The organism is Asanoa ferruginea (assembly GCF_003387075.1).
Classification (GTDB): domain Bacteria; phylum Actinomycetota; class Actinomycetes; order Mycobacteriales; family Micromonosporaceae; genus Asanoa; species Asanoa ferruginea.
The window spans coordinates 6819432-6832346 of the sequence record NZ_QUMQ01000001.1 but is presented as its reverse complement, the minus strand read 5'-3'; the positions used below and the strand labels follow the sequence as shown (position 1 = coordinate 6832346).

The window sequence follows — 12915 nt, the reverse complement described above, 5'->3', positions numbered from 1 at the left end:
CGGCTCGGATGCGGTGTGCGACGATCCGCGCCGGTGGTCGGGCGGTGCGGGGGTCTGAGCGTCCGCGCACGCGATAAACCGGGCGACGCCGGCGATCATCGCCGGGATACTGGTCGTCGATGGATGAGGTCACCGTCGTCGTCGCCCATTCCGAGCGCGCGACCCTGCGCGTCGGTGACGTGTTCCTGAAGGTCGACGCCGATCAGGCGCGCATCGACGCCGAGGTCGAGGCAATGACCCTCGCGCCGGTCCCCACGGCGGAGATCCTGTGGCGAAACCCTCCCGTCCTCGCGACCGCCGCACTACCGGGCGCGACGCTCGGGCGCCTCGGCGGCCCGTCGACCGGGTCGCCGGCGGGATGGGCCGCGGCGGGCGCCGCCATCCGCAAGCTGCACGACGCACCCCTGCCACCGTGGCCCGGCCGGGCGGGCCGGAGCATCGCCGCGCTGACGGCGGCGCTCGACGAGGAGTGCGAGTCGCTCGTGGCCAACGGCGTCCTGCCCGCCGACCTGGTCGCCCGCAACCGCGAGGTCGCCGAGGCCGCGCTGCGGCCATGGACGCCGGCGTTCACCCACGGCGACCTTCAGATCGCACACATCTTCGTCGACGGCGACGAGGTCACCGGCATCATCGACTGGTCCGAGGCGGGCCAGGGCGACGCCCTCTACGACCTGGCCACCTTCACCCTCGGGCACGAGGAGCACCTCGACGACGTGATCGCCGGCTACGGCACCGACATCGACCTCGACGTGATCCACGCGTGGTGGTCGTTACGCAGCCTGCTGGGAGTCCGCTCACTGATCGGCCAGGGCTTCGACCCCTTCGCGCCGGGCTGCGAGGTCGACGTGCTGCGATCCCGGATGTGAGGCTGCGGCGTCCTCTTCGGCCGGCATCACGACCGCGAGTCCGATCTGGGGCGCTAGATCTGTCAGGTCGATCTTTCTTCTGACAGATCTGCCGCCCCAGGTGGGTGCAGGTCGAGTCCATCGTGGGCCGCGCCGTGGTCCGGCCCAGGCTGCGCCGTGCTCTTAACAAGCGAGGTCTCGAGCCTCGGGCTCGCGCTCTGGCTCGGGCTCTGGCTCGGCCTCGGGCTCGGGCTCGGGCTCGGCCTCGGCCTCGGGCCCAGGCTCGGCCTCGGGCCCAGGCTCGGGCTCGGGCTCGGGCCCAGGCTCGGCCTCGGGCCCAGGCTCGGCCTCGGGCCCAGGCTCGGCCTCGGGCCCAGGCTCGGCCTCGGGCCCAGGCTCGGCCTCGGGCCCAGGCTCGGCCTCGGGCCCAGGCTCGGCCTCGGGCCCAGGCTCGGCCTCGGGCCCAGGCTCGGCCTCGGGCCCAGGCTCGGCCTCGGGCCCAGGCTCGGCCTCGGGCCCAGGCTCGGCCTCGGGCCCAGGCTCGGCCTCGGGCCCAGGCTCGGCCTCGGGCTCGGGCTCGGGCCCAGGCAAGGGCAAGGGCAAGGGCTCGGGCTGGGGCTCGGGCCCAGGTTCGGGCTCGGGCCCGGGCTCGGGCTCGGGCCCAGGCTCGGGCCCAGGCCCAGGCCCAGGCTCGGGCTCGGGCTCGGGCTCGGGCCCAGGCTCGGTCGCGCCAACCACCGTCACACGAGCCGCCGCGGCCGCCCACCGTCGGGGCGGCCGCTCGAACTGGCGCTACGCCGCTGGGCAGGCGGCCTTGATCTTGTCGGCGACGCCGTTCAGGGTGGTGCGGGCCGCGTCGCCCGCGGTGTCGTCGTCGGGGTCGTTGATCTTCGTGACCGTGGTGGCCGACTCGGTCAGGGCGGTCTTCACCTTGGCGTCGACGTCCTGGCCGGCCAGGGCCGTCAGCTTGTCGGACCACGTCTTCAAGCTGGCGTGCATCCTGGTTTCCAGCTCGGTGCCCTTGGCCTCGAGCTCGGCGTCGACGCTGTCCGCGGTGATGCCGAGCAGCATCTTCTGCATCTCGTCGAGCCCACTGCCGAAGTCCTTGGCACCGGCCTCGCTGGCGGCGAGGGCTTCCGTGCAGGCCGCCACGGTCGCGTCCGACGCACCGCCGGCAGCCGCCGACGACGAGGGCGCACCACCGGCCGCGTTAGCGGAACCGGCGTCGTCGCCGGACGACCCGCACGCCGCGGCGCCCAGTGCGACCACCGAAACCATGACCAACGTGGCGAAACCGCGCCGCATTCCTGCTCCTAAATATAGGGATAGGTGAACGGCTGAACCATAGCTGATCATGAAAGCATCAAGATCCCCGGCCCCGCGGGCCGCTAGGCCGAGGTGACCACCGCGGCCGTGCCGTAGGCGACGATCTCCGACAACCCGTTGCCGATGTCCGACGAGTCGAAGCGCACCCCGACCACCGCGTTGCCGCCGAGTTCGTGTGCGTGCGCGACGAGCCGCTCGAACGCCGTGTGCCGCGCCGCGTCGACCACCGACGTGTATTCGGAGACCTCGCCCTGCCGCAGCGCCTTGAGCCCCCCGGTCACTCCACGGACCACGCCCACGCTGCGCACGATGATGCCCCACGCGATGCCCAGCGTGCGCTCGACCCGATAGCCCGGCACCTCGAACGTCGTCGAGGCCAGAAACTCCGTCGTCGTCATCCACCCATCCTGGCCCGCGGCAGCCGGCGAGGTGGACGCATCAGTGCGGAAAGTCCCTTTTGGTCGGCCGGCCACACAGGCCAAAAGTAAGGTCGCAAGAGTGGAGTTTCTCGTTGACATGGTGACGACCGTGCCGGCCGGCACTACGGACGACGCGGTCGCCGAGATGCGCGCCCGCGAGGCCGCCCGGTCCGCCGAACTGGCGGCGCGCGGCAACCTCCTGCGGTTGTGGCGCCCGCCCTTGAAACCCGGTGAGTGGCGCTCCTTCGGCCTCTTCAGCGCCCCTGACGCGGATCAACTCGAAACCGTCCTCGCCTCGATGCCGCTACGCGCCTGGCGCCACGACACCGTGACCCCGCTGACGCCGCACCCGAGCGATCCGGGCCAACCGGGCACCGCCGAAGAGCGCATCCTGCGCGGCGTCCTCGACCGCTGGAAGGCCGCGGTCGACGCGCACGACCCGCCCGGCGTCGCGCAGTGCTTCACCGACGACGCCATCTTCCAGGGCCTGCACCCCTACACCGTCGGGCCCGAGGGCGTCGCCGCCTACTACGACTCACAACCAATGGGCATGACCGCGGCGTACGAGATTCGCGAGACCCGCCGCCTCAGCGAGGATCTGGTCCTGGGCTACCTGAGCGTCGACTTCGCGTTCACCGACCGCCCGGTCCTCACCGTCAACCTCAGCGTGGTCACCAGAAAAACCGACCGCGGCTGGCTGATCAGCCACTACCAGGTCTCCAAGCTCAACTGAACCCGTCCGGGGAATTCATCGTCCGGAGCCTGCGGCGGCGGCGGCCCGCGCTCGTCGTCGACGCCCGGTCGCTGGAAGAAGCCGCCAGGCTGGGCGCGTTGGCAGCCCAGCTCGCGGCCTGCTCCACGATCACCAAGGCCGGCGTCGGCCTGATCGGGGGCGAGGCCGTCTAGCAGCGCGGCACGCCCGGGATGAAGCCGCTGTGGCCGGTGCGCACGTAGGTGTCGGACACCCAGCGTCCCGTGCCGATCCGGTTCCACACGTTGCTCGTGCCGAACGTGCCCGTCACCGTCGTGCCGGTCGCCTGGCACCAGACCGTGACGGCGGCGCCGTCGGCGACCGTGCCGACCACCGCGAAGCCGGTGCCCGGTCCACCTCGGACATTCAGGTTGGTCGAGGCCGTGTCGACCGTGCCGCTGCCCGTGCCGGTGACGCCGTTGACAAGCTGCATGTAGTAGGTCCAGTTCCAGTTCGGACCCGGGTCGGTGTGGGTGGCGCCGGGCACCTCGCGGTGGCCGATGATGTGCGCCCGGTCGCGCGGAATCCCGTATTTCGTGGTCAGGTTGCGGGTCAGCGCGGCCGACGCGCGATACATCGCGTCGGTGAACCAGGCCGGGTTGTCGACGAAGCCCTCGTGCTCGATGCCGATCGAACGCGTGTTGTAGTCCCAGTTTCCGGCGTGGTAGGCGATGTCCTTCTCGCGCACCGTCTGCGTCACCGCGCCGTCCGACGACCGGAAGACGTAGTGCGCGCTGACATTCGACGCCGGGTTCTGGAACCAACTGATGCTGCCCGCGTAGGAGCCCTGGGTCACGTGGATGACGACGTAGTCGACGCTGGTGCGGCTCGCCACCGTGAAGTTGCCCGCGTTGGCCGGCGCCCACACGGCCGGGCCGTAGTCGGCGCTCAGGATGCCCACGTCGCCGCTGCCCCACGCGGGCACCGCCGCCAGCCTGCCGCGGTCGGGCGCGACCCGCCGCGCCGGCACGCTGACCGGACCGGCGAACCCGGCGGCGAGGTGCGCGTAGACCGTGTCGGCGAACAGCCGCGCGACCGCCGGGTCCGAAGCTCCGGAGAACCACGCGACCGGCCCGAACCACCGGTTGACGTCTGCTCGGGCACGGCCGTCGAGACCGTCCTGGTCGGCATAGGACCGCAGGACCGCCGCCGCGCCGGCCACGTTGTCCGCGAGCCCGGCACGCAACGAGGCCAACGACACGCCGGTCAACGCCGCTGCCGCCGGAAGCGTCACCGCGTCGGTCAGCTGCATGATCCCGTGCCCCTGCCCGCTGGCGCCCTGGTCGAGCCGGGACTGCGCATAACCGACCGACAGGAGCAGATCACGGGGTACGTCGTAACGCGCGGCCGCGGAAGCGAAAGCAGCAGCCGGTTGCGGCGGCGGCGAGACGGAAACGGCCGGAGCGGCGGCAGCGACCAACACGGCTGACAGCACCAGACGAAGCACCATCGCGAAACCGTACACGGTGATGGTTATCGATGTAAAGGATGTCCGCCGAAACCGAAGGAGCTGAATGTTTCCTTCAGCAGTGAGGCACTCGCGGGATGAAGCCCGGTTGGCTCGTGCGCAGGTAGGTCGCCGAGACCCAGCGGTTCATGCCGATCCGGTTCCAGACCGTGCTGGTGCCGAACGTCCCGGTCACCTTGCTGCCGGCGCGTTGGCAGAAGATGGTCGCCTTGGTGCCGTTGGCCACCGAGCCGACCGTCGAATAGCCGGTGCCCGGCCCGCTGCGCACGTTGAGCCGGCCCGTCGGCGTCTCCACCGTGCCCGTGCCCTTGAGGAAGTTGCCGTTGACCAACTCGAGGTAGTAGGTCCAGTTCCAGTAGGGACCGGGGTCGGTGTGGTCGGCCGTGGGCACCTCGCCGTGGCCGATGATGTGCTTGCGGTCCCGGGGAATCCCGTACTTCCGGGTCAGGATCCGGGTCAGCGCCGCCGACGACCGATACATCGCGTCGGTGAACCAGGCCGGGTTCTCGATGAAGCCCTCGTGCTCGATGCCGATCGACCGCGCGTTGTAGTCCTTGTTGGCGGCGTGCCAGCCGATGTCCTTCTCGCGCACCGACTGCGTCACCGCGCCGTCCACGGACCGGAAGGTGTAGTGGGCGCTCACTTCCGACTTCGGGTTCTGGAACCAGGCGATGCTGCCGGCGTAGGAACCCTGGGTCACGTGGATGACGACGAAGTCGATCGGGCCGCTCTTCTCCCGGTTGGCGACCTCGAAGTTGTCCTTGTGCGCCGGCGCCCAGACGGCCGGCGGGTGGTCGGCACTGCGGTCGTCGACGGTTCCCCAGGCGGGCACGTCCGCATACCGGCCGCGGTCCGGTGCGACCGGTCGCGCCTCGACCCGCAGCGGGCCGTCGAACCCGTCGGCCAACTGGTCGTAGACCGTGTCGGCGAACAGCCGCGCGATCTGGTCGCCGACCGGGCCGGCGAACGACGCGATCGGGCCATACCAGCGGTTGAGGTCGGCGCGTCCGGTGGCGTCGAGCCCTTCCTCGTCGGCGTAGGCGCGCAGCACCGCCGCGGCGCCGGCGATGTTGGCGGCCGCGTCGGAGCACAGATCGGCCCGGGCCATCCTGGTCAGCGTCGCAGCCGCCGGCAGGGTGCGCGTGGTCGAGAGCTGCATGATGCCGCAGTCGCCGTCGCGCCCGACGGCCCGCTGATCGAGCCGCGACTGGGTCCAGCCGAGTGACACCAGCAGATCCGGTGGCACGTCGTAGCGGGCGGCGGCGGCCGCGAAATCCGAGCGCGCCAGGCGGGCGGCATCGGCCGGCCCGGAAAGGGCAAAGGTCACCGCTGCGGCCGTCACAACAGCGACCACGGCACGACCGAGCAGGGCACGACCGACCATCGCGGATTCCTTCCAGGCACGCGGGGATGGCCGAACCGCACGGGTGTCCACGTAAGACAGTTCTGCCGAATGCGAGATAATCGTTTCAGATCAGGGCTGTCCGGGTCGGCGTTATGCGAAGGAAGGCGCTCAACGCGGAGATTTCCGGGTGCGGCCGAGCCAGTCCTGCACCGGCGGGGTCATCGCCCGGCCACCGGTCATCAGCGACCAGGTGATGAGGTGCCGGATCCCGAGCACGATGCCGGCCGACAGGGCACGCAGATAGCTCGGGTCGGCGGCCAGGTGCAGCAGGCCCGCCGCGGTGAGCAGGTCGAGCAGCACGGCGAGCGCCGCCAACGGGCGCCGTGACGAGACGAAGACCGCCCCGGCCGCGGCGATGCCCAGGCACGCGACGACCGCGCCGGCGATCTCGACGACGTCGCCGAACGTCACGGTTTCGCGGCCCCGCCGGCCGCCACCTGCCGGCGCTCCTCGTCGATCTCGCGGCGCAACGTGTAGTTGAGCGCCGTCCGGATCGCCGCGATCGCCGCGAGCTGGCCAATCTCACTGAACGACGGCGCGATCGCCGTGCGCAGGATGTCGGCCGCTAGCTGGAACTCAAGACCCAGCGTCAGAAAGCGGCCGAGGGTGAGGCGGACCCGGACGAACGATGTCGTGTCGCGGCCGCGAACCGCGACGACCAGCAACCGGGCGAAGGCGTAGAGGGCGCCGGCGCCGATGATCACGGCACCGCACGCCTCGACGATCGTCACGAGGACGTTGACGGCGTCGCCGATCCGCTCCTCAACGCTCACCCGTCAACCTACTCATCAGGCCCCCGCGCCCCGCCGGGATCCGGCCCACCCATCACCCGCATGGGTGATCTTCGGCTATTTGGTGCGCGTCACGCTGGTCGCGGTCACCGTGCCGGAGCCGTCGTCGGGCCCCTCGACGGTGACCGGGTCGCCTGGCTTGAGGTTCTTCAAAGCAGCGGGGGTACGCACGGCCGTGTCGCCGTTGGTCCGCACGGTCACCACGCCGTCGGCGGTCTGCACGTAGAGCGTGCCACCGTCGACCAGCTTGACGGTGCCGCTGGTCGCCGGCGCGGTGGTCGGCGCGGCGCGGCCCGGGAAGGCGGTCGGGAAGCCGCTCGGGCGAGCGCCGCCGCGACCGGCCGCGGCCGCCGGCTGCGGGCCGTAGGAGCGCTGCACCTGCACTCCCGCCACGAACCCACCGAGCAGCAGCACGAGCACGCCCAGGCCGATCGTCCACCGGTTCCACCACCGGCGGGCGCCGACCGCGGCCAGTTCGGCCAGCAGGGCCTCGTCGTCGTCGAGCACGGCGTGGGTCACCGCGGCTTCCCCTCTCACTCGTAGCGCAGCGCGTCGATCGGGCGCAGCCCCGCCGCGCGGTGTGCCGGGACGCTGCCGAAGAACAGCCCGATCGCGACGGACACGCCGAGGGCCAGGGCGATCGAGCCGGGCACCACCACCGGGCGTACGCCGGCGATGGTGAAGTGGCTGCCGATCAGCGCGACCGCCACACCGAGCCCGCCGCCGAGCACGCTGAGCATGGTTGCCTCGGCCAGGAACTGGGTCAGGATCGCGCCGCGCGGCGCGCCGAGTGCCTTGCGGATGCCGATCTCCCGGGTCCGCTCGGTGACCGTGACCAGCATGATGTTGGTGACGCCGAGCCCGCCGACCAGCAGCGAGATGCCGGCCACGGTGCCCAGCAACGTGGTGAAGGTCTGCGCGGTCTGCGACTGGGTGGCCAGCAGTTGCGCCGCGTTCTGGATCCGGTAGGACGTGCCGCCGTCGGTGCGGGCCGGCAGCCGGGCGTCGAGAATGGCGCCCACCTGGGCCTGCGCGGCGTCCACCCGGTCCGACCCGGCGGCGCGCACCAGGATCGAGGTGATCGGGCCATACCCGGTGAGCGTCTGCCGCACCGCCGTGACCGGCGCGATGGCGATGTCGTCGGCGTCAGCGAAGCCGCCCGCGGAGTTCCGCGCCGCGAGCACCCCGTTCACCGTGTAGAGGGCGCCGCCGACGGTGACCTCCTTGCCGACCGGGTCCGCGCCGGGGAAGAGTTCGTCGGCGACGGTGCGGCCGAGCACCAGCACGCGCCGGGCCCGGGTGACGTCGTCGGCGGTGAACGCCGAGCCGCTGGCGACCGGGCTGTTGGCGGCCGAGAAATAGGCCTGGTCGGTGCCGACGAACTGCGGCACGGTGTGGTCGGTGCCGTCGTAGGTGACCGTCGTCGACCCGCTCACGACCGGCGACGCCGAGACCACGTCGGGCGCGAGCACCGGATCGACCAGTGCGCCGGCGAGCGGCACCGTCAGCCCGCCGGCCGCGGCGCCGCCACCGCCCTGGACGGTCAGCGTGTTGGTGCCCAGCGCCTCGATCCGGTCGCTGACCTCCTTCGCCGACCCGGTGCCGACGGCGACCAGCAGGATCACCGCGGCCACCCCGATCAGGATGCCGAGCATGGTCAGCCCCGACCGCAGCTTGTTGGCGCCGATGCCGCGCAGCGCGAAGCGCAGCGTCTCCCGGATCGTCATGCCGCCACCCGCGCGCTCTGCCGGTCGTCGGCGACGATCGAGCCGTCGCGCAGCCGCACGAGCCGCTGGGCCCGGTCGCCGACCTCGGTCTCGTGGGTGATCACCACGATGGTGCGGCCGGCCGCGTTGAGCTCGTCGAGGATGGTCAGCACGTCGGCGGTGGCGCGGCTGTCGAGGTTGCCGGTCGGCTCGTCGGCGAGCAGCAGCGCCGGCTCGGTGACCAGCGCCCGGGCCACCGCGACCCGCTGCTGCTGGCCGCCGGAGAGCTGGTTGGGCTCGTGCCCGGCCCGGTCGGCCAGGCCCACGAGGTCGAGCGCGGCGCGGGCCCGGCGCCGGCGGGCGGCGGCGCGGACACCGGCGTACGCCAGCGGAAGTTCCACATTGGCCAGTGCGGTCATCCGCGGTATCAGGTTGAACGACTGGAAGACGAACCCGATCCGGCGGTTGCGCAGCAGCGCGAGCTGCCGGTCGCCGAGCTTGCCGACGTCGACGCCGGAGAGCAGGTAGCGCCCGCTGCTCGGCACGTCGAGGCAGCCGAGGATGTTCATCAGGGTCGACTTGCCGGAGCCCGAGGCGCCCATCACCGCGACGTAGTCGCCGCGTTCGACGGTCAGCGACACCTCGCGCAGCGCCGCCACGGCGGTCTGGCCGGTCCCGTAGACCTTGCCGACCCGGCGCACGTCGAGGACCGCGGCGGTCACCGGCCGGCCCCCTGCCGACCGCCGGTGCCGCCGCGGAACCCGCCACCGGTCGCGCCGCCGCCCGTGAACCCGCCACCGCCCGGGAAGCGGAACCCACCCCCGGGCTGGTTGCCGGTCTGCGTGCCGCCGCCGCTTCCGGTAGGAATCGTGATCACGACCTGCTCGCCCACGTCGAGGCCGGAGGTGATCTGGGTGGTCTGGCCGCCCTCCAGGCCGACCTGCACGTCGCGGGTCACGTGCTGGCCGTTCTGGTCGACCGTGACCGTGTGCCGGGCGCCGCTGCCGGTGACCGCGGCCGAGATGACGGTGACCGCGTCCTCGACCTTGCCGACGACGACGGACACCTGCACCGTCTGCCCGGCGCGTACCCCCGTCGGCAGCTTGGCCAGCGAAAGCGTGGCGCCGTAGGTGACCACGTCGCCGGAGGTGGTCGCGGTCGGGTCGACGGCGGTGAGGGTGGCGTCGCTGCGGGCGTCCGGCAGCGCGTTCCAGGTCACCGTCGCCGACTGGCCCTTGCGCAGCTTGGTCGCGTCGGCCTCGGCCACCGTCGCCGCCACCTCGAGGTGGCCGAGGTCTTCGATCGTGACGAAGCCCGAGCCGGTGGTGGTGGTAGTTGTCGACGAGGTCGAGGTGCTGGACCGGGACGTGCCACCCGAGCTCGAGGATGACCCCGAGGACGGGCCGCCCAGCGTGCCGTTGACCGCGGTCACCGTCCCGGCCATCGGCGCCTTCAGGACGGTGCCGGCCACCGCGTCCCGCGCGGCGTCGACGTCGCGCTCGGCCTGGTCGACCTGGGACTGCGCGGCGGAGGTGTCACCCTTGGCGTCGCTTGCGCGGTCCAGCGCGTCGTTGGCCGCGTCGAGGTCGTCCTCGGCGGCCGCGAGTTGGCGCTTGGCGGCCGTGTCGTCGATCGTGGCCAGCGTGGTGCCCTTCGCCACCTTGGTGCCGACGGCGACCGCGATGGTCTTCACGGTGCCGCTGGTGCCGAAGGAAGCGGTCGCGGTCGAGGCGCTGCGCACCGCGCCGGTGGCCGACACGGTCGCGGTCACCGTGCCGCGGCTGACCGCGACCGTGCGCGTGAGGCCACCGGCGGTGCCGGCGTCACTCGCGTCCGCGGGTGCGAACGAGGAGTAGACCCAGAGGCCGCCGCCGGCCAGCGCGGCGACGAGCAGCCCGTTGACCAACCAGGCCGGGCGGAGGCGGACAGGCATGCGCGCCAGCCTGGCGACCGCGCCTCGGAGCCAGCCCGACGCCAGCTCAAGATCCGCTGGGAACCCGGCCGTCTTCCGGCAACAGCACCCGGAACGTGGCGCCGCCGCCCGGCCCGCGGTGCAGCTCGACCCGCCCGCCGTGGCTGGACACGATCGCGGCCACGATGGACAGACCCAGGCCGGAGCCGCCGCTGCGCCGGTTGCGGCTCGGGTCGGCGCGGTAGAGCCGTTCGAAGATCCGCTCGGCGTGCTCGGCCGGCACGCCCGGACCGGTGTCGGTGACCTCCAGCACGGCGAGCGGCCGGTCGGCGGGGACCTCACCCACCGCGGCGGCCGGCCGGCCACCACCGGCACCCGGCAGGCGGCGGCCGACGGTGACGGTGACGGTGGCCGGCACCGAGGTGTGCTGGAGGGCGTTGGCGACCAGGTTGGTGGCGACCTGGCGCAGGCCGTGGTCGTCGCCGAGCACGGTCACCGGCTCGAACGGCGCGTCGTCGGGGCCGTCTTCGGTGGCGAGCTGCACGGGCCGGTCCGGCTGCCGGGCGTGCGCGTCGCGGATCGTGTCGGCCGCGATCGCCAGCAGGTCGACCGGCCGCCGCTCGGGGCGCCGTTGCAGGTCGAGCCGGGCCAGCAGGAGCAGGTCTTCGACCAGCAGGCCCATCCGGGCCGACTCGGCCTCGATCCGGGCCATCGTCTCGTCGAGCTGCGGGCCGGGACCGACTCCCCCGACCCGGTAGAGCTGCGCGAAACCACCGATCGAGGTCAACGGGGTACGCAGCTCGTGCGAGGCGTCCGCGACGAACTGCCGCAGCCGCCGCTCCGAGGTGGTGCGCGCCGACACCTCCGCCTCGATCCGGTCGAGCATCGCGTTGAGCGCGGCGCCGAGCCGGCCGGGCTCGGTGTGCGGGTCGGCGTCGCGGACCCGCCGGGACAGGTCGCCGCCGGTGATCGCCGCGGAGGTGCGCTCCATCCGGGTCAGCGGCCGCAGCCCCACCCGGACCACCAGGGCGGCGACGATCGCCAGGATCGCCAGCACCGCGAGCGTCACCGCCACGTCGATCGCGAGCAGCAGATCGGCCGTGGCGTCGACGGCCTTGAGCGAGATGCCGGAGACGGCGAGGCTCCCGTCGCGGCGGGTGACGACGAGGAGCCGCCACGACATGGTGCCGTCCGCCGCGTCGACGGTGAACGGCCGACCGCCGGCCCGGGCGGTCAGCTCCGGCAGCGCCGGCAGCACCGGGGGCGAGACCCCGTCGGGCAGCCGGACCAGCGGCGGGCTGCCGTCCGGCGGCACCAGCGCGATCGCGCGGTCGACGTCGAGCTGGCCGCGCGGGAACAGCGGATTGGGCGGCGGAACACTCGCCTCCCAGCCCCGGCGTTGCACGGCGGCCTGGCCCATCATGGTCAGCTGGTCGTCGACCCGGTCGGTGAGGTTGCGGCGCAGCAGCGCCAGGCCGACCGCGTTGGCGACCAGCAGGGCCAGCGCGCTCAGCACGGCGACCACGACCACCAACCGGGCGCGCAGGGTCCAGTGCCGCCAGCGCCTGATCCGCGGCGGCACGGACCTCATTCCTGGTCCCGCGGCAGGCGCAGGGCGTAGCCGACGCCCCGCACCGTGTGGATCAGCGCGGGCTCGCGCGAGTCGATCTTCTTGCGCAGGTAGTAGACGTAGGACTCGACGATCCGGCCGTCGCCGCCGAAGTCGTAGCTCCACACCCGGTCGAGGATCTGCGCCTTGCTGACCACCCGGCCGGCGTTGACCATGAGGTAGCGCAACAGCTTGAACTCCGTCGGGGACAGCTCGATCAGCCGGCCGGCCCGGCGCACCTCGTGGGCGTCCTCGACGAGCTCGAGGTCGGCGTAGCGCAGCACGCCCTGCTCGGCGGCGGCCGGGTTGCCGCGGCGCAGGATCGCGCGGATCCGCAGCACCACCTCCTCGATGCTGAACGGCTTGGTGACGTAGTCGTCGGCGCCGGCGGTCAGCCCGGAGATGCGGTCCTCGACGGCGTCCTTGGCGGTGAGGAACAGCACCGGGACGCCCGGTCCGCCGCGCGCCCGCAGCCGCCGGGCGACCTGGATGCCGTCGAGGTCGGGCAGCATCACGTCGAGGACCACGAGGTCGGGGGTGAACTCCTCGGCCGCGGTCAGCGCTTCGAAGCCGCCGGACGCGACCCGCACGTCGAAGTCGACCAGCCGGAGCGTGGCGGAGAGCAGGGCACAGATATTGGGCTCGTCGTCGACGACAAGCACCCGGGTAGGTCGCGCTGGCAC

The 12915-nt window shown here is 72.7% G+C and carries 14 protein-coding genes; 2 read left to right on the top strand and 12 right to left on the bottom strand.

The annotated features are described in order from the left end of the window. The first annotated feature begins 119 nt into the window (after window positions 1–119). On the top strand, window positions 120–866 hold the full coding sequence (locus DFJ67_RS31880; RefSeq protein ID WP_116071870.1) for a phosphotransferase family protein: 747 nt from the start codon (window positions 120–122) through the stop codon (window positions 864–866). Window positions 867–1637: 771 nt separating this feature from the next. Here DFJ67_RS31880 and DFJ67_RS31870 read toward each other — a convergent pair. Together DFJ67_RS31870 and DFJ67_RS31865 are read right to left on the bottom strand one after the other, a co-directional pair. Continuing rightward, a complete protein-coding gene (locus DFJ67_RS31870) occupies window positions 1638–2150 on the bottom strand; it encodes a hypothetical protein (RefSeq protein WP_116071869.1) in 513 nt (170 codons plus the stop codon). Between the two features lie 83 nt (window positions 2151–2233). Continuing rightward, window positions 2234–2569 (bottom strand): YbjQ family protein, encoded by a 336-nt coding sequence (locus tag DFJ67_RS31865; RefSeq protein WP_116071868.1) that lies wholly within the window; start codon window positions 2567–2569, stop codon window positions 2234–2236. Between the two features lie 100 nt (window positions 2570–2669). Between DFJ67_RS31865 and DFJ67_RS31860 the strand changes: the two genes are divergently transcribed. Then, entirely contained in the window at window positions 2670–3323 is a 654-nt protein-coding gene (locus DFJ67_RS31860) for a muconolactone Delta-isomerase family protein (RefSeq protein WP_116071866.1), read from the top strand. Window positions 3324–3492: 169 nt separating this feature from the next. On the opposite strand, the gene DFJ67_RS31855 is transcribed toward DFJ67_RS31860, so the two are convergent. From DFJ67_RS31855 to DFJ67_RS31810, 10 genes are all read right to left on the bottom strand, one after another. Continuing rightward, window positions 3493–4791 (bottom strand): peptidoglycan recognition protein family protein, encoded by a 1299-nt coding sequence (locus tag DFJ67_RS31855; protein ID WP_116076878.1) that lies wholly within the window; start codon window positions 4789–4791, stop codon window positions 3493–3495. A gap of 73 nt (window positions 4792–4864) precedes the next feature. Next, entirely contained in the window at window positions 4865–6193 is a 1329-nt protein-coding gene (locus tag DFJ67_RS31850) for an N-acetylmuramoyl-L-alanine amidase (RefSeq protein WP_116071864.1), read from the bottom strand. Between the two features lie 129 nt (window positions 6194–6322). After that, window positions 6323–6625, bottom strand: a complete 303-nt coding sequence (locus DFJ67_RS31845) for a hypothetical protein (protein ID WP_116071862.1) — start codon at window positions 6623–6625, stop codon at window positions 6323–6325. Then, entirely contained in the window at window positions 6622–6987 is a 366-nt protein-coding gene (locus DFJ67_RS31840; protein WP_116071860.1) for a DUF1622 domain-containing protein, read from the bottom strand. Before DFJ67_RS31840 ends, DFJ67_RS31845 begins: the two co-directional genes overlap by 4 nt. A gap of 75 nt (window positions 6988–7062) precedes the next feature. Next, on the bottom strand, window positions 7063–7524 hold the full coding sequence (locus tag DFJ67_RS31835; RefSeq protein ID WP_239097609.1) for a DUF5666 domain-containing protein: 462 nt from the start codon (window positions 7522–7524) through the stop codon (window positions 7063–7065). Between the two features lie 14 nt (window positions 7525–7538). Further along, window positions 7539–8732 (bottom strand): ABC transporter permease, encoded by a 1194-nt coding sequence (locus tag DFJ67_RS31830; protein WP_116071856.1) that lies wholly within the window; start codon window positions 8730–8732, stop codon window positions 7539–7541. Then, window positions 8729–9433, bottom strand: a complete 705-nt coding sequence (locus tag DFJ67_RS31825) for an ABC transporter ATP-binding protein (RefSeq protein WP_116071854.1) — start codon at window positions 9431–9433, stop codon at window positions 8729–8731. The genes DFJ67_RS31830 and DFJ67_RS31825 overlap by 4 nt, the downstream gene beginning before the upstream one ends. Next, complete coding sequence (locus DFJ67_RS31820; RefSeq protein ID WP_116071852.1) at window positions 9430–10644, bottom strand: efflux RND transporter periplasmic adaptor subunit; 1215 nt, start codon at window positions 10642–10644, stop codon at window positions 9430–9432. The genes DFJ67_RS31825 and DFJ67_RS31820 overlap by 4 nt, the downstream gene beginning before the upstream one ends. Before the next feature lie 46 nt (window positions 10645–10690). Continuing rightward, window positions 10691–12214, bottom strand: coding sequence for a sensor histidine kinase (locus DFJ67_RS31815; protein WP_116071850.1), 1524 nt, complete (start codon window positions 12212–12214; stop codon window positions 10691–10693). Beyond that, window positions 12211–12915, bottom strand: a complete 705-nt coding sequence (locus DFJ67_RS31810) for a response regulator transcription factor (RefSeq protein ID WP_116071848.1) — start codon at window positions 12913–12915, stop codon at window positions 12211–12213. The genes DFJ67_RS31815 and DFJ67_RS31810 overlap by 4 nt, the downstream gene beginning before the upstream one ends.

Bases quoted from the DNA above. Each gene is read 5' to 3' on its own strand.
- DFJ67_RS31865 (WP_116071868.1), bottom strand. From the start codon at position 2,569: ATGACGACGACGGAGTTTCTGGCCTCGACGACGTTCGAGGTGCCGGGC.
- DFJ67_RS31830 (WP_116071856.1), bottom strand. From the start codon at position 8,732: ATGACGATCCGGGAGACGCTGCGCTTCGCGCTGCGCGGCATCGGCGCC.
- DFJ67_RS31820 (WP_116071852.1), bottom strand. From the start codon at position 10,644: ATGCCTGTCCGCCTCCGCCCGGCCTGGTTGGTCAACGGGCTGCTCGTC.
- DFJ67_RS31880 (WP_116071870.1), top strand. From the start codon at position 120: ATGGATGAGGTCACCGTCGTCGTCGCCCATTCCGAGCGCGCGACCCTG.
- DFJ67_RS31855 (WP_116076878.1), bottom strand. From the start codon at position 4,791: ATGGTGCTTCGTCTGGTGCTGTCAGCCGTGTTGGTCGCTGCCGCCGCT.
- DFJ67_RS31850 (WP_116071864.1), bottom strand. From the start codon at position 6,193: ATGGTCGGTCGTGCCCTGCTCGGTCGTGCCGTGGTCGCTGTTGTGACG.
- DFJ67_RS31870 (WP_116071869.1), bottom strand. From the start codon at position 2,150: ATGCGGCGCGGTTTCGCCACGTTGGTCATGGTTTCGGTGGTCGCACTG.
- DFJ67_RS31815 (WP_116071850.1), bottom strand. From the start codon at position 12,214: ATGAGGTCCGTGCCGCCGCGGATCAGGCGCTGGCGGCACTGGACCCTG.